Source organism: Frondihabitans sp. VKM Ac-2883, from assembly GCF_015350875.1.
Taxonomy (GTDB): Bacteria; Actinomycetota; Actinomycetes; order Actinomycetales; family Microbacteriaceae; genus Frondihabitans.
Genome location: NZ_JADKSF010000001.1, coordinates 474,628 through 495,049, shown reverse-complemented (window position 1 = coordinate 495,049; position 20,422 = coordinate 474,628). Strand labels below are relative to the sequence as shown.

Below are 20,422 nucleotides of genomic sequence, written 5' to 3'. Positions count from 1 at the left end.
AGACGCCGGACACGCTCGGAGCCTACCCACGGCTCACACCTCTGCAGTTGGAGGTGCTCAGGGGGGTGGGATCGCTCGTGCCCGTCTCCGAAGGGCAGGTGCTCACGCGGGCGGGCGAGGTGCCCATCTCGTTCTTCGTGGTGCTCGAGGGCTTGCTCGAGGCCTCCGACGGCGAGCAGGTCGGCATCCACGGCCCCGGCCGTTTCTTGGGCGACATAGGGTTGCTGGAAGGGCAGCCGACCTTCAGCACGACCACCGCGGTCGTCGACGGCGTCGCGCTCGTGGTGCCGATCGAGGAGCTGACGAGGATCGTGACCGGGGAGCCGCTGCTCGGCGACGTCATCCTGCGCGCCTACCTGATCCGCCGGTCGATGGCGATCGGGTTCGGGGCAGGGCTCCGCGTGGTCGGATCGCCGTTCTCGCCCGACACCCGTCGGCTGCTCGACTTCGCGGCGCGAAATCGGGTACCGCACCGGCTGCTCGACCTGGAACACGACCCGGGCGCCGAGGCGATCCTGCGGCGGCTGGGTCTCAGCCCGTCCGAGGTGCCGGTGGTGATCATCGGCGGATCGCGGATCCTCCGGAACCCGTTCGTTGAGGAGCTCGCAGAGGCGCTCGGCGTGCGGAGCGCCCTCCCTCCGGCGAGCAGCGACGTGCTCGTCGTCGGTGCAGGGCCCGCGGGTCTCGCTGCGACGGTCTACGCCGCCTCGGACGGACTGTCGGTCCTGGTCGCCGACGCTGTCGGGACTGGAGGGCAGGCGGCACTGTCGGCGCGGATCGAGAACTACCTCGGATTCCCCTCCGGCATCTCCGGCGCGGAACTCGCGGAGCGCGCCACCCTGCAGGTCGCGAAGTTCGGCGCCACCCTGGTCGCGCCCTCCGTCGCCGAGATCTTCGTCGTCGACGAAGGTGCGCTTGTGGTGCGTTTCTCAGACGGAACGAGCGTCACCCCACGGGCGGTGGTGGTTGCATCCGGGATGAGCTACAACCGCCTCGCTGTGGCGGGCCTCGACCGCTTCGAGTACACGAGCGTCTACTACGCCGCCACACTCAACGAGGCGCGTCAGTGCGGCGCGGCGCCTGTCGTCGTGGTCGGGGGCGGCAACTCGGCCGGGCAGGCCGCCGTCTTCCTCGCCGGCACCGCGTCGCAGGTGGACCTGGTCGTGCGCGGGGCGGATCTCCAGGCGAGCATGTCGCGCTACTTGATCGTGCAGGTGGAGGAGCATCGCCGCATCACGGTGCATCTGCAGACGGTGGTGGTGGAGGCGAACGGCCGAGACGAACTCGAGTCGGTCGTCGTCGAGCACGTGCCCTCGGGTGTCCGAACCGAGATCCCCGCGACGAATCTGTTCGTCTTCATCGGGGCGTCGCCTGCCACCTCGTGGCTCGGCCCTGACGTCGCGCGGGACGAGCGCGGCTACCTGATCACGGGGAGCGGCACGACACCGTCCGGTTCGAGCAGGGCCGCCCTCGAGACATCGGTTGCGGGTGTCTTCGCGATCGGTGACGTGCGCAGCCAGTCGGTCAAGCGAATATCGGCGGCGATAGGCGAAGGAGCGAGCGTCGTCCGGATGGTTCACGATCACATCGCGACCGGCGGCAGCCGATCGTGAGCTACCGTGCGCCGATCGACTCCACAAGCACACACCATCAGAAGGGTAAGGGATCGTCATGTCACGCATCACCATCATCGGCAAAGGCGCCATGGGCGACGCGATCGGGGGGGGTGTTCGCTGCGGGAGGCAGCGATGTCGCCAACGTCACGCGTGGCCAGAGGGAGGCGACCATCTCGGGACACATCGTGGTGCTCGCCGTACCCTATCCCGAGGTCGACGGCATCCTGACCGCCTTCGGTGCGCAACTCGCCGGCAAGACGGTCGTCGACATCACCAATCCGCTCGACTTCTCCACCTTCGTCTCGCTGGTGGTGCCCGCCGCCGAGTCCGCCGCGTCCCACATCCAGGCAAAGCCCCCCGAGAGCCACGTCCTCAAGGCGTTCAAGACCACCTTCGCCGCCACCCTCGTGAACAGGCAGGTCGGCGGTGTGCCGACCACCGTGCTCGTGGCGGGCGACGACGCTGATGCCAAGACCTCACTGATCGATGCGATCACGGTCGGCGGCGTCTCTGCTCTCGACGCGGGGGCCCTGAGCCGCGCGCGCGAACTCGAGGCGATCGGCTTCCTGCAGCTCACGCTCGCGGTGAGCGAGAAGATCGGGTGGAACGGCGGGTTCGCCGTGATCCGCTAGTTCGACATGATCTGCGTAATTGCACCCTTCGGATGTGGACAGCTCGATCAGCAAGACCTCCGGGGGTCTGCAAGGGGGATCGTCGGATGGACGATTTGCACGAGATCCAATCAGTCGAGACTTCTCACGACATATCAACCGAAAGGCCAGGTGCAGCGTTCGATCACAAATCACCGGCGATCTAAAACACGTAGCGCCGAGATGCCAGGACGAGGGAGCTGCGACCTTTACTGGTGCTGTCTTGCCAATCTTTAGATTCTCGAGACGGCGTGCGAACCGCGTCCGTCTGCTGCAAGCGTCACTATCGCTTCGACCAGGTAGAAGAAGAAAAGTGAGATTTGAGGTGCTCACTGTTGGAGCCGAACCAGCAGCGAGGGGATGGCGAGAGTGCGGGCCACAGATGCTGGTTAGTCGTCGAAGAACGCCGCTAGAGAGCGGCAAAGTCGACACTTGAGCGTAGGTGACGGCACACGTCAGCGGTCACTGTCCGTGCATCGTTCCCGGTTTCGCGAGGCCATCGGCGTTCAACATCGGCAAACACGGTGGTAATGCCGCGACATGCGCGCCAGAACGTGGACTGACCTGTTAGACGGCCTGAATGCCCTGGGCTGAAGTGGGATGTGCCAGCTGGTCGGTGATCATGAGCGCAAGTTCTCGCAAGTACGTCGCTTCCATGGTGGAGGCGTCTCTCGGTTTGCCGTCGAAGACACACAGAGCGCCGATGGGGGTGCCGTCGGGCGCGTTGACCGGGTAGCCGGCATAGAAGCGAATCTCGGTGTCGAAGCTAATTCGGGAATCCTTCCACGCGTCCTCCACCACGAACGCTCCGATGGATCGGATTGTCGTTGCGCAGAACGATTCCTCGATTGGAACTTCGGTTGGAACAGAGCCGATTATGGCTTTGTTCCATTGGCGAGTGTCGGTGATGAGTGAGAACACAGCTCCTTCCGTGCCGAAGAGGTCACGTGCCCGTCGAACGATCGAGGTGTAGCGAGCTTCCGGGGAACTGTCGATGATGGCGAGGCCTTCGAGTGCCGCGAGCCGCCTGCGAAGCGCGAGAGGGCCCGTCAGCTTCTTCCGGTCCGGGTCGTCGGGCGTCGGGTCGTCGTGTGCCGTGTCGAGAAGGGGAACGAGGTGCCGGGCCACGGTCACCGCCCATGCCTTGTACACGGCCGGGCTCTTGAAACGCAGCCGGTCGACAGCGTCGACAGCGCTCTCGGGGACGGCCGGTGCAGGGAGGTAGCGCAGTCGGTCCTGCCCGAGGAGAGCAGCCTCGGTGACCTTGTTCAGGCTCTCGGCCCACTGATCGACGAGGCCGTTTTCCTTCGTCCGCGTGATGTTGATCGAACTCGCCGGCTGGATTCCCACGACGGTGATCGTTGTTGTTGGCGGTGAGGTCTCGAGGAGGGCAGACGTGAGCTGGTCGACGCGTTCCCGCCACACGCGGGGCGGCATGAGTTGAAAGGCGTCTCCGACACCGGTCAGCACGACCACGGCGTCATAGACGCTGAGGTCGTGACCTTCGAAAGACGTCAGCGCATCGGTGATCGACATTCCGGGGGTGGCGATGACGTCCACGTCGGCGCCGAGGCCCGTCCGGAGCGCTAGTTCCCGGGCGAGTTGGCCGGGCAAGGCGAGAGCGTGCAGGCGTACTCCCCACGAGATGGCGTACTCGTTTCCTACGACCAGGATTCGGTGGCCGACCGGCGCCGGGACACTCGCCGCGGCCGAATCGTCGGGTCGTCCCACCAAGCCGGCTCGCGCTGACAGAAACCGGTACTTTTTGCGCATCACGCTGCGGGCGGCAGGAACGAGGCTGGTGCTGATCATGGAGATCTCCAGTGATAAATCGCGACGGCGACGTCAGATTTGGTGCGACGCGATGGACCTCAGCCCATCGTTTCGTCACCTAGCTGTGGTGGACTCTCACGGTAGGAAGGACCGGGGTCGACGCACTATCCGCATCCTGCAACGGCTAAGCCGTATGGTGCCGAATGCGACGATCGTGGTGGCCAGACCCACCCGAGTAGAATCAATCCATGAGTGCAAACACGGAGATGTTTGCCGACCACAGGGTCGTTTCGGCCCGCGGCGTCGACGAGTCACGCGAGGCCCTTAAACGCGTGTACCTTCCCGTGGAGTTTCCATCCGCCGGGGCGGCCTCAACCGTCGGCCTGCGTCTGAACGCGCTGCCTGTCGGGCGAGTCACCGTCGGGTTCATGAGCTTCCAGGAAGCCGTCCGGATCCACACGGCAGAACCTGAGAACTACCACATCGACATTCCCACCCAGTCGCGAACCGTCATGGGCGCCGTCCACGGCCCGCAAGTGTACGGAACAGAGAAGGCGGCCGGTGTCTTCATGCCGGGCCGCCCCGTCGAATTGGACTGCGACCAAGGCTTCGCTCAAGTCGCCCTCATGATTCCGCGCGGAGAAATCCAGCGCCAGACAGAACAGTTGCTCGACGTGCTCGATCTCCCTCCTCTCGTATTCGAGACGGAACTGAGCCTCGAGACGGCCGGTGGCCAGACGCTCCTTCAGACGCTTCGGCTCATCGACGACGCCTCCCGACGAAACCGCGGCCTGTTGTCCCATCCGCTGTCCGTGCACCACCTGGAACAAGTCCTTCTCGACGTCCTCCTTTTCGCACAACCCCACAACTATTTCGACGCCTTGTATGCGCCGGTGCCGAGCTCGGGTCACAGAGACGTGGCCCGCGCGGTCGAGCTGCTCCAGAACGACCCGGCCCGCTCGTGGACGATCAACGAGCTCGCGCACGAGGCGGCGACGAGCGCGCGAAGCCTTCACCTGGCCTTCCGCAACACTCTCGACACCACGCCGATGAGATACCTGCAGCGGATCCGACTGGAGAGAGCTCGCGAGGACCTCCTCAGCGCGCCTTCGGGCACTGTCACGATCACCGGCGTGGCCAACAAGTGGGGCTTCGTGCACCTCGGGCGATTCGCCGCCGCGTACTCGCGGCGGTTCTCTGAGCTCCCGTCGGACACGATCCGTCTCACAGAAACGAAAATGCGGAGCGACCCATCGCGGACGAGCTGACGAAGAAGGGTGTCGCACTGAACCTCGGGGGAGCGGTCTACGACCCCACCGACCCCGTTGGCCGGCTCTTGTTCAATGTGCTCGGCCTGGTGGCCGAGTTCGAGACCGACCTCATCCGTGCCCGCACCCGTGAGGGCATGGCGATCGCCAAGGCCGCCTGCAAGCTCCGCGGCCGCAAGCCCAAGCTCACCGGCTTACAGGAGAAGCACCTCGTGCAGCTGCACCGCACGGGTGCTCACACGACGAGCGAGATCGCTGAGCTGTTCGGTGTGGCCCGGTCGACGGTCTACCGCGCAATCCTGCGAGCGGAGCAGGTCTAGGCCTTCCGGCCCCGCGCTCTTTCTCTGACCATGAGATGGCTCGGGCGGGACAACGCACGGCAGGCTGCGAGTTCCTGAGGCCCGATGACGGTAGGTCGTGTCAAGATCTGCACATGGTTCCACGGCTGAAGCGATCGTGGCGGCCGGACAGCGAGCAATCGCGAAGGGGGCCGAAGTCATCTGCCTCGGCTGCGCGGGCATGGCCGGCCTCGAAGAGCACGTGCGGGACCGCCTGCCCGTGCCGGTCGTCGACGGGGTCGCCGCCGCGTCGGCCCTCGTCGAAACTCTGATCCGCCAGGGGCTTTCAACGAGCAAGATCGACTCGTTCGCTTCTCCTCGGGCGAAAGGCCGCAGCTGGAGCGTTTAGCCGCGTGGCCGAATCGCAGCGCGCGTCATCACCGACTCACCTCTGCCGCTCATTCGGCGAACAACCGGCTCAGCGAAACGGACCAGTTGAAAGACCTCCAGTGAAGTAGCGCTCCTGTCACGGCCTGGCGTACGTCGATGACGGGCAAGGGCTTGTTGTGGGGGAGGGCGGCCGGTACTGTCGCAGGTTCAAGGCTCACCCGAAGAGTCGTAGCTGCGCCCGCGCGGCGCGAACGAAACGGGGAGCCATGACGAAGACAGGCACACGGACAACGCTCGCAGCACTGCTTGCGACTCTCGCATTGGCGGTTCTGCCCGCCCAGGCGGCCACGGCCGCGCTGGCCATCACCGCACCCACGGGAAGCATCGGCGTCCAGCTCGTCGATGTCGCCGGAAGCCCCCTCGCGCTGGCCGGGGCGACGGCGAGCGTCTACGTCCCCACCCCCGAAGGCGGCGGCTTCCGTAGGGCCACGACCGACTCCGCGGGTCGGGCAGTGATCGCCGACCTGCCTCCGACTCCGTATTACGACCTCACGGTCGAGCCGCCGAGCGCAGGATCCGCCACCTACGCACGGACGCGCATCGACAGCGTGGGGGTCTCGGCCGGTATCAGCACAGCCGTTACGGCGGAGCTTGCTAAGGGTGCCACCGTGACGGGCAAGCTCACCGGGCCGAGCGGAGCACCGCTCGTCGGCACCAAGGTCACCGTCGAGGGAATGGGCTACGTGTTCCCCGAGGTCGACACCACCACCGATCAGACCGGGCGCTACACGTTCATCGGACTGGCATCCGATGTCTACAAGCTCTTCACCGGAGACCAGAACTTCCGCACCAGCCTCTCCTGGATGACTCGCGTGTACGCCGAAAGGCCCGGCGCCGCCCCGAGTCGCGTCGCACTCTCGACGCGGCTCATCCATACCGCGTACGACATCGGCGTCGGCGTCAACCCGCCAGCAGACGGAGCTGCGACTGTCGGTGCGACCGTGACCCTTACGAACGTCGCGACCGGAGCGACCTCCGCGCAGCGCACCGGAGGAGTGGCCGGCGTCCTGCAGCCGGTGAAGTTCGCCGTGCCGACGGGTAACTACACGGTGAGTGTGCGCACGGTGGCGACCATGTCTACGCCCAGCCGCACCTGGTGGTACACCGGCCAGCTGACCCCGATGACGGCGGATGCCCGAGCGGCCGTGCCGAAGTACGTCGAGTTTTCCAGTGCGGTCGGCCTCTACGCAAAAGTGCCTTGACCTGAACCGGAGGTCAGCATCGGCGCCTCGGATGCCTCGCCCCCGGCCACGGTGAGGAGTGCACGTTGGCCCCTGCTGAGGCTCGAGACGGTCGCGATGGAGCGCCAGTTTGTCTTGCGGGGCGGTGCCCCCGACGCTCCTACGCGCTAATCTACGTCCGCCCCGCGCCCCCGAGATCCGGCCCCGAGCCCTACCCTCGGGGCCCTAGGCCCAGAGCCGCCCCAGCGGGCTCGATGCGATGTGGTGCGTCAGGTCGGCGGCGTCGTCGTAGACAGCGGCGGCACCGGCCTCGAGCAGTTCGGCTCGTCCCGTCCCGCCCGAGCGAAGGGCTACGGTCGGGACGCCCGCTGCCGTAGCCGACTTGATATCCCAGACGGCGTCTCCGACCATGACCGCTGAGGCCGCATCGACACCGGCACGCTCCAGGGCGATAGCGATGATGTCGGGTTCGGGCTTGGAGGTCTCTACGTCTTCGCCCGAAGTCACCGCGTAGAGGAGGTCGTCGATGTCGAGCAGCTCGAGGAGGTGATCGAGTTCCTCCTGCGGAGCCGACGTCGCGAGTACGACGCGAGACCCGCGGTCGGCGACAGCTTTGACCAGGTCTCGAGCGCCCGGAAGCAGTCGGAGACGCGGCGTCAGCTTCTGGAAGTGGGTCGAGTGCAGCTCCGTTGCTCTCGTCTTGACCTCGTCGGATTCATCTCCGATGAGTTGCGAGAGGAGCTCCGAGCCGTCGGCCCCGATCGCGCTTTGGATGCGCCAGGACGGCACGCTGAGGCCGAGGTCGACGAAGGCGGTGTTCCACGCGTCGACGTGGAGGAAGTTCGAGTCGACAAGCGTGCCGTCGATGTCGAACAGGACCGCGTGCGCGGTGGTGTCACGTGCCTGAGTGATGGGAGCCTCCTGGTGTTCGATGCGAGGTGAGAACGGGGAAAGCTCGTGCTCACACGAAACAGCACACTCTTCTGGTCGCAGCGGATGCGGTCAACCCCCCTCCGGCCGGTTCGTCTCCGAGCCTACGGTCGAAGGGTGGCGACTTCAGGCGACGGCGACACGCTGGCGGCTTCGACGACGCGACGAGGCGACCGCCCACCGGATCACGCGATCATGAACTCCGCCGGCTCCAGGGCGCGACCGACGATCCGCACGTCGCCGATAGACCCGACGAACACCTGGTCGAGCGCGCCGCCGTAGCGGTACCCGCCGAGTAGCCACGGCTTGCCGATGGTGCTCAGCCCACGGTTGCGCGTCCTCGGGTTTCTCACCACCGGACATCCGTCGACGTACATGACCGTGTGCGATCGGTCGTTCACCACGGCGACGTGCCACCACTTTCCGAGCGGAAGCTCGTGCCCCCAGTTCGTCAGCGAGCCGTCCTTGCTTGCCGGATAGACGCACCACTGCAGCTCGCGGTCGCCCGAGAGGCTCAGCGTCACCGCGGGCTCGTCAGGGTCGCCGCCCGCACCCCGGGCCTTGCCTGCCTGGCCCGCACTCGAGAACTGCGAGAGCAGGGCGCTGAAGCCGTTTGCGCTGGGGTCGAATGTCGTCGGCAGGAAGAAGAACGCCTCGACGGTGTACCCGCCGGTGAAGTGCTGCGTGTTGATCGGCGCGGCGTTCACCGTCTGCAGATGCTGGCCAGCGGGCTTACCGCCCTGCAGCGCGAGGCTTCCCGAGCCCGGCTGATCGGGGTGGTGGTCGGTCGACCAGCGCAGCGCCCCCGCGACGGCGCCGGCCCGCGGGGCCACTTCGAGGTGGTTCCCGTGACCGCTCTGGTCGCGCACTCGCGTCGACGAAGCGAGCGCGGCACCATCCGAATGGCCGTCGAAGCGCCAGTACGCGAGGGTTCCCGGCACCAGCATTCGGGCGGCCGGGCGAGAGGGGCGTGGTGCGATCGGCGCGAAGCCGGCGAACCGGGCGTCGAAGTCCACCTCCATGGTGAAGCGGTCGACGTCTCCGCTGAGCGTGAGTTCCTGGGCCGCGAGCTCATTGGAGTCGCCGAGGCCGCCGCCGAGCAAGAAGGGAGACAGGGTCTCGACGTCGATCACGTTCCGTTCGAGATCAACGTGATAGAGCCGGATCATTGCCGCCCCGCCGTAGTAGCGGTTCTGATAGTTGGTCAGGTGCAGGGCGACGTCGTGGCCGGCGGCGTTCTGCTTCGTGGTGCGCCCCGGCCCCCAGTAATGGCCGTTGAGGGTGAGGAACACCTGGTCGTGGTCGGCGATGAAGTCATCCCAGAGCTGCTGCCCGTAGGCGTCGAATGCGGCGCCTCCGTCGGGGTCCGAGTCGACGAGCGTGTGCGTGGTGAGGATCACCGGCGAGTGCGGTCGTGCCGCTAAGACCGAGCTGGCCCAGGCGAGGCCGCTCGCGCTCGTCCGCCAGTCGAGGGCGAGGACGATCCATTCGCGACCGGCCGCGGTGAAGCGATGCGCACTGTTGTAGCCGTCGGGGCTCGACCCGATCCAGCCCGGCGCTCGCCGAAATCGCCTCGGGCCGAACACGTCGAGGTAGGGCGTCGGGCCGCGCTGGTCGGTGGTCGAGGAGTCGATGTCGTGGTTGCCGGCGAGCACGCTGTAGGGCGCGTGCGCTCGGTCGAGCACGTCGAAGACCGCCCCGGCCGCCGTCATCTCGGACGCCGCTCCGTTCTGGGTCAGGTCGCCGAGGTGCACGAGAAAGACGGTGTTGTGACGGGCCTGCTCGCGAACGACGTACTCGAGCGAGGCGCGCATCGGCGCCTCGTCGACCGCCTCCCCGTCGAACATGTACTGGGTGTCGGGCATCACCGCGACGGTGAAACGCGGGGACGTGGTGTCCGGCTCCCAGCGCCCCGACTTTCCTGACGCGGCCGTCTGAGTCGAAACCGCTGTGGCGTTCAGCGGCAGGGCCGAGCCGGCGGTTGGGGGGAGTGGTGCGGCGAGAGCGGGCGCGCTCTGCAGAGCGTTCGCTCCGGCGAGGCCGGCAGCACCGGCCAGGCCGGAACCGACGAGGAAGCCATGGCGGGAGAGGGGCGTGTGCTCGGGATCACGGGGTGAGTTCTTCACAGCGCCGGACGATAGCGATCGGCGCAGAACGAGACGCGACCAGGTGGTGAACACGAGTCGTACCGTCCGCCGCAGGGCGAGGGCGAGACAACGCCAAGGATCCGCGGCACGTCTCACGGACTGACCCTCCGGGCGGGCTCGGCCTGTCCCCGCCGAACGACGCCGACGCCGCTTCTGAGTTTTACTTGATTTTCGGTGACGAGTCCCCCACTATGGGGACACGCGCAGTGCTTACCCGAGCACCGCGCGTGAGATCACAACCCGAATTCCGCGATACCCGATCGCGCCGTCCACCATGCTTACCCGGCAGCTCTCTTTGGTGTGCGCTCGCTCGGCTATGGCGCTCAGCTGAAGGCTCCCGAAAGCCATGCCCGCACCCTTTTCTGCGCCCGATTTCTCTGCGCCCGCCTCTTCTGCACCGTCGACTTCGCCCGAGTCGTCCTTGCGACCCCGCACGCGTGCTCGCACGAGAAAGCGCCTTCACCTCGCCGGTGCGGCGCTCGGCATCGCCGCCTTGGCCGCCGCGGCGCTCCCGCTGCAGAGCGCCTTCGGCGCGACCGACACGACTGCCCCCTCGGCGCCGAGCAGCCTGGCGACCTCCTACTTCGGTGGCGTTGGAGCCGTCGTGACCTGGGGCAAGGTCTCGGCTTCCGACCTCGCCACCTACCGCGTCTACCGGTCGACGTCGACGAGTGTGACCACTTCGTCGACGCTCGTGGCCTCGACCACGGCCGTCAAGGTGACCGACCCGGCGGCGACCGGCGGCACCTCGTACTTCTACGCCGTCGCGGCGGTCGACAAGACCGGTAACGTCTCGAAGCTCTCGAGCGTCAAGAGCATCGTCGCCAAAGACACGACCAAGCCCGATGCGCCCGCGAGCGTCAAGACCTCCGTCTCGGCCGGAGGTGTCTCCCTCGACTGGGCCGACAACGACGAGCCCGACCTCAAGGGCTATTCGGTGTCGCGTGCCACGTCGTCGAGCGGCACCTACACGCTGCTCACCTCGAGCCCGGTGTCGACGTCGCAGTTCACCGACTCCCAGGCCCCCTCGGGCACGAAGTCGTATTACCGGATCACCGCCGTCGACCTCACCGGCAACGTATCGAGTGCGACGAGCGCGACGGCCACCCGCCCTGCGGGTGCGCCGGTCGCGCCGGCCACGCCGACGGGCTTCTCGGTAAAGCTCGGCTCGGGCAACGTGCCCGCCCTGTCGTGGACCGCCTCGACCGGTGCGACCGGCTATGTGCTGTCGCGGGGAACGAGTGCCGGCGGATCCTTCTCTCGGATCAACGCGTCGTCGCCCACCGCCACGAGCTTCTCGGATGCCGGTGCCCCGGCCGGCGCCACCTCGTACTACACGCTGACCGCGACCAACGCCGTCGGCTCGAGCTCCGTCGTCACCGCGAGCGTCGTCGTTCCCGGCGACACGACACCCCCGAAGGCGCCGTCGAGCCCCAAGGTCGTCGTGCTCGCCACGGGTGGAGTGACCGTCACCTGGAAGGCGAACACCGAGGCCGACCTCGCCGGCTACCTCGTCACCAAGCGCAACGGCGACGAGGTCTACGTGCCGTACCTGCCGACCGGCAGCGCCAAGGCCCTGGTCGCCACGACCTTCACCGACGTCTCGGTGACCGAGGGGGAGACCGACTACTACCGGATCCGCGCCGTCGACACCTCGGGCAACACCTCCTCGTACCTCGCCGTGACGGCCAACAACCCGAACGTGGCTCCTGGAGCGCCGTCGTCGTTCAAGGTGACCCAGGACGCCACGGCCGGTCTCGACCTCGCCTGGACGGCGCCGAAGGATCTCGACGTCGCCGGCTACTCGGTCTCGCGCAGCACCGCCTCGTCGGGCACCTACGTGCTCCTCTCCACCGTCTCGACCGCCGACGCGGGCGTCTCGCCGCGCTTCGTCGACTCGAGCGCCCCCAAGGGCGTGACCGTCTACTACCGGATCACCGCGCGCGACACGGTCGGCAACGTCTCGAAGGCGAGCAGCACCGTCTCGGGCACCTCGCTCACCACCCCCATCCCGATCCCGCTCGTGCAGACGGTCCTGACCGTCGGCCCCCAGGGGCTCTTCCCGACCATCACGGCGGCGCTTGACTCAATCCCGAAATCGTCGCTGGCGAACTACCGCGTCGACATCGCGCCCGGCACCTACGACGAGTCGTTCGAGATCGCGCAGTCGAACGTGACCTTGCACGGACTGGGCGCCAAGCCCGGCGACGTCGTCATCCGCTCGGCCCGCGCCTCCGGCAGCTCCGACCCCGACGAGCCCGAGTCGACCCTCGGCACCGCGGGCAGCGCCGTCGTCTTCGTGACCGGCTCCAACATCACCCTCGACCACCTCACCGTCGCGAACACCTTCGACGAGGCCGCGAACCCGCAGATCACCAGCGCGCAGGCCGTCGCCCTCCGCGTCGAGGGCGACCGGTTCGTCGCCGACACCGTTCGTCTGCTCGGCAACCAGGACACCCTTCTGGCCGACACCCCGAAGCCGACCACCAGGATCCGCCAGTACTACGTCGACAGCTACCTCGAGGGCGACGTCGACTACCTCTTCGGTGCCGGTACCGCCGTCTTCCAGCGCGACACCTTCAAGTCGCTCGACCGCGGCAAGGCGAACAACGGCTACTTGACCGCTGCCAGCACCGACAAGGGCAGCAAGTACGGCTTCTTGATCACCGACAGCAAGGTCGTCAGTAACGCCGCCGCCGGCACCATCAACCTCGGCCGCCCGTGGCACCCGAGCGCCGACCCCTCGGCCCTCGCCTCCGTCGTGGTGATGAACACCTGGCTGCCCGCCGCCGTCGACACCGCCGCCCCCTGGGACGACATGGCGTCGACCAACTCCGCCGGCGTCAAGGTCAACTTCACCTGGCAGAGCGCCCGCTTCGCCGAGTTCGGCAACACCGGCCCCGGCGCCACCGTCAACGCGAACCGCCCGCAGCTCACCGCCAAAGACGCGGCCAACGCCACCCCGGAGAAGTACCTTGCCGGCAAAGACGGCTGGAACCCCGTCACCGCGGCGCCCACGGCCGTCCCGACCACCCCGACCGACCTTGTCGCCGCCCCCGACTCGCGGGTCGTCCACCTCACCTGGAGTGACGACACCTCGGCCGCCGTCACCGGATGGAACGTGCTGCGCGCCGACGAAACCGGCGCCTTCTCGAAGATCGCCTCGGTCGACTCCCCGACCTTCAGCGACACGACGGTCGTCAACGGCGCCACCTACCGCTACGTCGTCGTGGCCACGTCGCGCACCGGCGTCGCGTCGCTGCCGTCCGCCGCGGTGACCGCGGTCGTCGCCGCTGCACCCCTCGTGACCGACATCTCCGTCGATCCCGCGGGTACCTCCGACGGGGCCACGCACTTCACGACCCTTGCCGACGCACTCGCCGCAGCCCCGGCGGGAACAGCGACCGACCCGACCGTCATCTCGCTCGCCGCGGGCCGCTACGCCGAGTACGACACGATTCAGAAGCCGTACACGATCGTGGTCGGCGCGACGGGTCACGCCTCCGACGTCGTCATCACGGGCAACCGCGCCGCGGGCACCCCGACCGGCAGCTCGACGAACGGCGTCGCTGACACCTACGGCACCTCGGGCAGCGCCACCCTCGTGATCACCGGCAATAACGTGCAGCTCCGCAGCCTCACGGTCGAGAACTCCTACGTCGAGGGCACCTATGCGAACGGCCAGGCCGTCGCGCTCCGCACCACCGGCGATCGCCTCACGTACGACAACGTGCGTCTGCTCGGCAACCAAGACACGTGGTACGCCAACAGCCCGTCGTCGGCCACCCCGGCCCGCTCGTACTTCCACGGCGGCTACGTCGAGGGTGACGTCGACTTCATCTTCGGCCGTGGCACCGTCGTCATCGACGACTCCACGCTGAAGGCGCTCGACCACGGCACCTCGCCGAACGGGGCGGTCACCGCGGCCAGCACCGACCTGTCGCAGAAGTTCGGGATCCTGATCACGGGCAGCCGCATCATCGGCAGCGCCCCCGACGGCTCTCAGAACCTCGGTCGCCCATGGCAGCCCGGCAAGGCCCAGGCCGACGGCACCTCCGTCGCCGACACCAACGCCGTGGCGCAGGTCGTCGTGCGCGACACCTGGCTCGGACCGGTCGTGAGCTCCACCCAGACCTGGACCAACATGGTCAACAGCGGCATCACCACGCAGTGGCAGAGCGCACGATTCGGCGAGTACGACAACTCGGGCCCAGGATCCGGCGTCTCCGCCACCAGGCCCCAGCTCTCTGACGCGCAGGCGTCCGGCTACACCTCCGCCACGTACCTCGCCGGCTCCGACGGCTGGAACCCGGTCGTCGACCCCGCCGCCGACATCGCTCCGGCGAGCGTCACCGGTCTCGTCGCGACCCCCGCCGAGAAGCAGGTCGGCCTGTCGTGGAACGACTCGGTCGAGGCCGACGTCACCGCGTACCGGGTCTACCGCTCGGCTGGCTCCGACGACGTCGAGGTCGATGCAGCCCACCTGGTCGCCGAGGTCGCCAAACCGACCTTCGTCGACAAGGGACTGACCAACGGCACCGACTACCACTACCTCGTCGTCGCCGTCGATCGTGCCGGCCTCGTATCGGACGGGGCGAAGGCCTCGGCCACCCCCGCCGTCACGCCTCTCGTCGCCGACCTCACGGTCGCCGCCGACGGGTCGGGCGACTACACGACCCTGCAGCAGGCGCTGACCGCGATCACCGCGGGAACGTCGACCAAGCCGAAGGTGATCCTGGTCGAGCCGGGTACCTACCGCGGCGTCGTCTCGTCGGCCAAGGCCAACGTGATCATCGCCGGCACCACCGGAAACGCCCGCGACGTCGTCCTGACCTTCGACAACGCCAACGGCACGGCGAGCTCCGCCTCCACCTGCCCCGCGGTCACGGCTGCGACCTGCGGCACCGCGGGCAGCGCCACCGTCACCCTCAGCGGTGCCGGTGTGCAGGTGCGCGATCTCACCATCCGCAACTCGTTCGACAGCGCCTCGCACCCCGAGATCGGCAACTTCAACACGCAGGCCGTCGCTCTCCGCGCCACCGGCGACCGCCAGGTGTACAGCAACGTGCGACTCCTCGGCGTGCAGGACACCCTGAACGCCGACGCCAACGGCAACATCTCGGCCGACGGCTCGGGCTACCCGCGCCAGTACTACGTCAACAGCTTCATCGAGGGCAACGTCGACTTCATCTTCGGTCGCGCGACGGCGGTCTTCGATCGGACGACGATCCACGCCACCGCCCACAACGGCGGCACCATCTTCGCGCCGAGCACCGCGAGCAAGTCGCACGGCTACCTCGTCGTCGACAGCCGCGTCGCGAGCGACAACGACGGCTCGTTCGCCCTCGGCCGCCCGTGGCGCTCCTGGAGCGACGGGGTCTACGCCGACAACTCGCGCGGCGAGACGACGATCAAGAACACCTGGATGTCGGCCGGCATCTCGACCGCCCAGCCCTGGGTCGACTTCGCGCCGAACGTCTGGACCGACGGCCGCTTCGCCGAGTCGGGTACGACCGGACCGGGCGCGACCACGAACGCGAACCGGCCCCAGCTGACCGTCGCCCAGGCGGCGCAGGCCACGCCCGCGATCTACCTGGCCGGCACGGACGGCTGGAACCCCGTCGTCGACCCCGCCGCCGCCGCCGCGCCGTCTGCCCCCGTCGGCGTCACGGCCGGTGCCGGGAGCTCGCAGGCCGTGCTCGCCTGGCAGGAGAGCACCGAGGCCGACGTCGTCGGCTACCGGGTCTACCGCCAGGGCGACCTCGTCGGCACCACGACCACGGCCGGTTATACGGCCACCGGTCTGACGAACGGGCAATCGTACGACTTCCGGGTCTCGGCCATCGACTCGGCGGGCAACGAATCCCCCCTCTCCACCGTGGCGACCGTGACCCCGAGCCTTCGTATCGACGCCACCGTCGAGGCCGGCACCCGGTATCCGACGCTGCAGTCCGCGGTCGACGCGGCGACCGGCACCGCCCCCTGGGTGATCAAGGTCCAGCCGGGCACCTACACCGGCACGACCACGATCGCGCGCTCGAACGTCACGATCATCGGCGCGGGCGCAGGATCCTCGGACGTCACGCTGACGAACCCGACCGCGACGCCGACCGTCGGTATCACCGGATCGGACGTCACCGTGTCGAACCTCAGCATCGCGAACACCTCCGGCGTCAGCAACGGCCCGGCGGTCTCCATGACCGGCGACAAGGTGCTGCTCACCGGCGTCGCTCTCAGCGCCACCGACCGGACCGTGTGGGCCGACGTCCCGACCGCCGGAGCGACGAGCCGCCAACTGATCGAGTCGTCGACCATCCAGGGCGCGACCAACATCGTCCTCGGTCGAGCCACGCTCGTCATCCACGCCACGACCATCACCCCGACCCGCACCTCCGGCACCGTCTTCATCCCGTCGACGACAGCCACGGGCGGCAACGGGATCCTGGTCATCGGCGGGGCGATCACCCCGGCCACCGGAGTGAGCGACGTCCGCCTCGGCGGCCCGTACGCCCAGGGCACGACGACCGCGGCGAACGCGCCGCAGGCCATCGTGCGCGACACCGCCCTCGGTGCCGGAATCAAGTCGGCGCCGTGGCAGGACTTCAACGGGTACGCCTGGCTCAACGCGCGCTTCGCCGAGTACGGCAACACCGGCGCCGGCTCCACCGTCACCGCGTCGCGCCCGCAGCTGTCGCCCGCGGAGTCGACGACCATCACGGTCGCGAACTGGCTCGGCGCGCCGACCTGGTACCCCGCGGTCGCCGACCCGGCCACCCCGGCCGACGTCACGGCTCCGGCCTCGGTCTCGGCGCTCGCGGCCAGCACGGGTGACCGGTCGGCGACGCTGACCTGGACGGCTCCGGGGGACAGCGACCTCGGCGGGTACAACGTCTACCGGTCCACCGGGGCGAGTGTGACGGCGTCGCAGGCGACGCTCGTCGGATCCTTGGGTCTGGTCACCAGCTTCACCGACACCGGGCTCGTCAACGGCACCGCGTACACCTACGCCGTGGTTGCCAAAGACGCCTCGGGCAACCGTGCCTCCGCAGTCACGGTCTCGGCGACTCCCGCCGACACCGCGCCGCCGGCGGCTCCGGTCGGTGTCGCGGGTGCCGCGGCCGACTCGAAGGCGATCCTCTCGTGGACTCCGAACACCGAGTCCGACCTCGCCGGCTACAACGTCTACCGCGATGGCACGAAGGTGAATGACAGCCTCCTCACCGGTGCGACGCGTACCGACCAGGGCCTGACGAACGGAACCGAGTACTCGTACCGGGTGACCGCGGTCGACGTCTTTGGCAACGAGTCGGCTCTCTCGGCCGCCGTGACGGTGACGCCCGCCCCGGGTGACAGCATCGCCCCCGTGGTGCCGTCGAAGGTGCAGACCCTGCTCGGCAAGGGCTCCGTCACCGTGAACTGGGCCGCCGACTCCGACGACGATCTCGCCGGCTACGACGTCTACCGCGTCGCGGGCACCGGGGCTGCGACGCTCGCGGGCTCCACCGGGGCCTCGACGACAAAGTTCGTCGACTCGACCGTCGTCATCGGCACCGCCTACACGTATTCGGTGGTCGCCCGAGACGCCTCCGGCAACGCCTCGCTGGCGTCGTCCGGTGCCACGGCGACGCCGATCAAGGTCGACTACGTGGTCGCGGCCGACGGTTCGGGTGACGCGACCTCGATCCAGGCGATCCTCGGCCAGGTCGACGCGTCGGGTGCACTCGTGGCTGCCAGCCCGGGCCTCCTCGCCAACAACGCCGACTACGCCGCGCAGGGCTACCGCACGATCCTGGTCCAGCCCGGCACGTACACCGGCCCGATCGTGAGTGGCAACCGCTACGGCGTGAACATCGTCGGCGCGACCGGGGATCCTTCGGACGTCGTCATCACCGCCCCCGGCGGAACCGTCGCCGCGATGACCATCTCGGGCAACCAGTGGACGCTGCGGGCGGTGACTCTGAAGAGCGTCGCCACCACGGCCGGCGCGCAGGCCACCGCGGTGCAGGTGAAGTCGGGTGACAAGCAGGTCTTCGACAACGTGCGACTGCTCGGCGACAAGCAGACGATTCTGGCATCGACGGCGAACACGGCGACCTTCAGTCGCATCTTCATCACCTCGTCGTACATCGAGGGCGGGTCCGACCTGATCCTCGGACGGGCCGTCACCGTGGTGAGCCGCAGCACCATCCACGTGCTCGACCGGCCCGGCGCGACCCTCACCGACTCGTCGGTGGGCGCTGCCTCGCCGTTCGGCTTCCTGATCGCCGACAGCCGGATCCTGACCGACGGTGCCGCGAACACGGTCTACCTCGGTCGCCCGTATTCGACTCAGGGCCAGGCCCAGGTCGTCGTGCGCAACACCGAGCTCGGAGCTGGCATCGTCCAGGCCAAGCCCTGGAACGACTGGGACGCCGTCACCACGTGGAAGGCGGGCCGGTTCTCGGAGTACCAGAACACGGGCGCCGGCGCGACGATCGTCGACCCGGCAACGCGACCTCAGCTGACCGACTCCGCGGCGACGGGCTTCACCGCCTCGAGCTACCTGGCCGGCACCGACGGCTGGAACCCGACCGCCCGATGAGCGCCTCGACCCTGCCCCGCCGTCTCGCCGCGGTGACCCTTGCGGTCGCCGTGGCCGGGAGCCTCTCCTTCCTCGCCGCTCCGGCGGCCCACGCCGACACTCTGACCGCGCCCGTTCCGGGCATCTCCGACTCGTGCTCGTCTCTCGTCGTGAAGCCGAAGGGCTTCGTCGACAAGGGCGAGGTGCGGGTGGTCGTCGACGGAGAGGTCCAGACCGACGGGTCGACCCAGCGCGATTCGTCGGGTGACGACTGGCGCGAGTTCAAGGGCAGCTTTCCGGGCGTCTACGACTTCGACCCGACCGTCGCGCACCGCTACTCGGTCGATCTCAACTCGTTCGGGGCGGATTCGGCCGGGCGTGACTTCACACCGGGCTCAGGATCCGACGCGACCGTCTCGGGCACGACCGCCCCGTGCTCGCCGGTCTCCCTCCGGGTGGCCACCACGAACTGCACCAACCCGGACCGCAGCGCGCAGCAGGGTCTCGATCTCAGCGTCGGGTCGCTCCGCCGCAGCACCACGTATTTGATCGAAGTGCTCACTGGGGGAGAGGTCGTCAAGCACTTCCAGTTCCGTACCCAGCCCGAGATCACGAAGCACTTCTCCGGACTGACCGCGGGAGTCGACTACGTCGTGCGGGTCACCGACCAGTCGGACGACGGGCTCTCGACCGTCGAGAGCATCACACTGCCCGGGTGCGCCGCGCCGGTGAGCCTCGAGACCACCGTCTCGCAGTGCACCGCGGTCGGCGGGTCGAGGTCGATCATGGCCGACATCGCCTCGCTCGTGACCGGTCGCGGCTACGACGTCGCTCTCACCAGGTCGGGTTCGGGCAGCGGTCAGCCCGTCGTGTCGCTCGTCGGCGACGACCTCGACCACCGCGTCGAATTCTCGGGCCTCGCCGTGGGCGCCTATCGCGTCGAGGTGAGCGACGACGCGGCTCCGCGCACGACGCGCAGCGCCGAGCTGCAGGTCGCGTCGTGTGCCGACGACCCCGCGCTGCCGGGTTCGCCCGCGTCTCCGGTGACTCCCGGGTCTCCTGTCACTCCGGGGTCTCCGGTTTCGTCTTCGCCGGCGCCCGGTGCGAGTGGGACGTCCGGGTCCGCTGGACCGTCTGGATCCTCCACCTCATCGGGATCGAGTGGGGCGACCTCGGCGGCAGCCCAGGCGCGGCAGTCGGGCGGCACCACCTCGACGGGCTGGGCCAACCGAGCCTCTGACTACGTTCGTTCGCACGTCGCCGTCAGCGTCGACGGCACCCCGGTCGCGATCGCTGCACCCGGTAGTTCGGCGGCCCCGGCGCCGGGGGAGCCGACCGCGGTGCTGGCCGCTCCCTCCGATTCGGCGCGGTCCGCGCTCCTGCCGATCGTCGCCGGTGTCGGCGGCGGCCTTGCCCTTCTCGGCGTCGGCGTCGGTGCCTGGCTGCTGTGGAGGCGGCGCCTGCCGGGCCGCGTTCTCTAGCAGCGCGACCTCGCGGCGAGGGAGGTCGCGCGAATCGGCCGACCTCGCGCGCCGTGGCGCTGTGACATCGGCCGATTCGCGTCAGGTC

The 20,422-nt window shown here is 68.4% G+C and carries 10 protein-coding genes and 1 pseudogene; 8 read left to right on the top strand and 3 right to left on the bottom strand.

Annotated elements, in window-relative coordinates; all coding sequences use genetic code 11:
- The first annotated feature begins 77 nt into the window (after positions 1-77).
- Positions 78-1,613: an FAD-dependent oxidoreductase gene (locus ITJ49_RS02505; protein WP_370544336.1), complete on the top strand. Its 1,536-nt coding sequence runs from the start codon at positions 78-80 to the stop codon at positions 1,611-1,613.
- Positions 1,614-1,726: 113 nt separating this feature from the next.
- On the top strand, positions 1,727-2,248 hold the full coding sequence (locus ITJ49_RS02500; protein WP_370544335.1) for an NADPH-dependent F420 reductase: 522 nt from the start codon (positions 1,727-1,729) through the stop codon (positions 2,246-2,248).
- A gap of 585 nt (positions 2,249-2,833) precedes the next feature.
- Here ITJ49_RS02500 and ITJ49_RS02495 read toward each other — a convergent pair.
- Entirely contained in the window at positions 2,834-4,078 is a 1,245-nt protein-coding gene (locus ITJ49_RS02495; protein WP_194600942.1) for a GAF domain-containing protein, read from the bottom strand.
- 209 nt (positions 4,079-4,287) lie between these two features.
- Between ITJ49_RS02495 and ITJ49_RS02490 the strand changes: the two genes are divergently transcribed.
- From ITJ49_RS02490 to ITJ49_RS02475, 4 genes and pseudogenes are all read left to right on the top strand, one after another.
- Complete coding sequence (locus ITJ49_RS02490; RefSeq protein WP_194600939.1) at positions 4,288-5,307, top strand: AraC family transcriptional regulator; 1,020 nt, start codon at positions 4,288-4,290, stop codon at positions 5,305-5,307.
- A pseudogene (locus tag ITJ49_RS02485) lies at positions 5,286-5,627 on the top strand (helix-turn-helix domain-containing protein); the annotation flags it as partial. The gene ITJ49_RS02490 and the pseudogene ITJ49_RS02485, both read left to right, overlap by 22 nt.
- A gap of 97 nt (positions 5,628-5,724) precedes the next feature.
- Positions 5,725-5,994, top strand: coding sequence for an aspartate/glutamate racemase family protein (locus ITJ49_RS02480; protein WP_194600937.1), 270 nt, complete (start codon positions 5,725-5,727; stop codon positions 5,992-5,994).
- A gap of 247 nt (positions 5,995-6,241) precedes the next feature.
- On the top strand, positions 6,242-7,237 hold the full coding sequence (locus tag ITJ49_RS02475) for a carboxypeptidase-like regulatory domain-containing protein (protein WP_194600934.1): 996 nt from the start codon (positions 6,242-6,244) through the stop codon (positions 7,235-7,237).
- A 204-nt stretch (positions 7,238-7,441) separates the two neighbouring features.
- Here the strand turns inward: ITJ49_RS02475 and ITJ49_RS02470 are convergent, their stop codons facing one another.
- Positions 7,442-8,092: an HAD family hydrolase gene (locus ITJ49_RS02470; RefSeq protein ID WP_228513989.1), complete on the bottom strand. Its 651-nt coding sequence runs from the start codon at positions 8,090-8,092 to the stop codon at positions 7,442-7,444.
- Positions 8,093-8,331: 239 nt separating this feature from the next.
- Positions 8,332-10,272, bottom strand: a complete 1,941-nt coding sequence (locus tag ITJ49_RS17960) for a LamG-like jellyroll fold domain-containing protein (protein ID WP_370544334.1) — start codon at positions 10,270-10,272, stop codon at positions 8,332-8,334.
- Between the two features lie 367 nt (positions 10,273-10,639).
- On the opposite strand from ITJ49_RS17960, the gene ITJ49_RS02460 reads away from it, so the two are divergent.
- Together ITJ49_RS02460 and ITJ49_RS02455 are read left to right on the top strand one after the other, a co-directional pair.
- Positions 10,640-18,874 carry a pectinesterase family protein gene (locus tag ITJ49_RS02460; protein WP_194600931.1) on the top strand — a complete coding sequence of 2,745 codons (8,235 nt, stop codon included), beginning with the start codon at positions 10,640-10,642 and terminating at the stop codon, positions 18,872-18,874.
- Complete coding sequence (locus ITJ49_RS02455) at positions 18,871-20,334, top strand: hypothetical protein (RefSeq protein ID WP_194600928.1); 1,464 nt, start codon at positions 18,871-18,873, stop codon at positions 20,332-20,334. The genes ITJ49_RS02460 and ITJ49_RS02455 overlap by 4 nt, the downstream gene beginning before the upstream one ends.
- Positions 20,335-20,422 lie beyond the last annotated feature (88 nt).

What these genes read in the sequence shown, in the direction of transcription:
- ITJ49_RS02495 (WP_194600942.1), bottom strand. Translation starts at nt 4,078, where the DNA reads ATGATCAGCACCAGCCTCGTTCCTGCCGCCCGCAGCGTGATGCGCAAA.
- ITJ49_RS02490 (WP_194600939.1), top strand. Translation starts at nt 4,288, where the DNA reads ATGAGTGCAAACACGGAGATGTTTGCCGACCACAGGGTCGTTTCGGCC.
- ITJ49_RS02475 (WP_194600934.1), top strand. Translation starts at nt 6,242, where the DNA reads ATGACGAAGACAGGCACACGGACAACGCTCGCAGCACTGCTTGCGACT.
- ITJ49_RS02460 (WP_194600931.1), top strand. Translation starts at nt 10,640, where the DNA reads ATGCCCGCACCCTTTTCTGCGCCCGATTTCTCTGCGCCCGCCTCTTCT.
- ITJ49_RS02455 (WP_194600928.1), top strand. Translation starts at nt 18,871, where the DNA reads ATGAGCGCCTCGACCCTGCCCCGCCGTCTCGCCGCGGTGACCCTTGCG.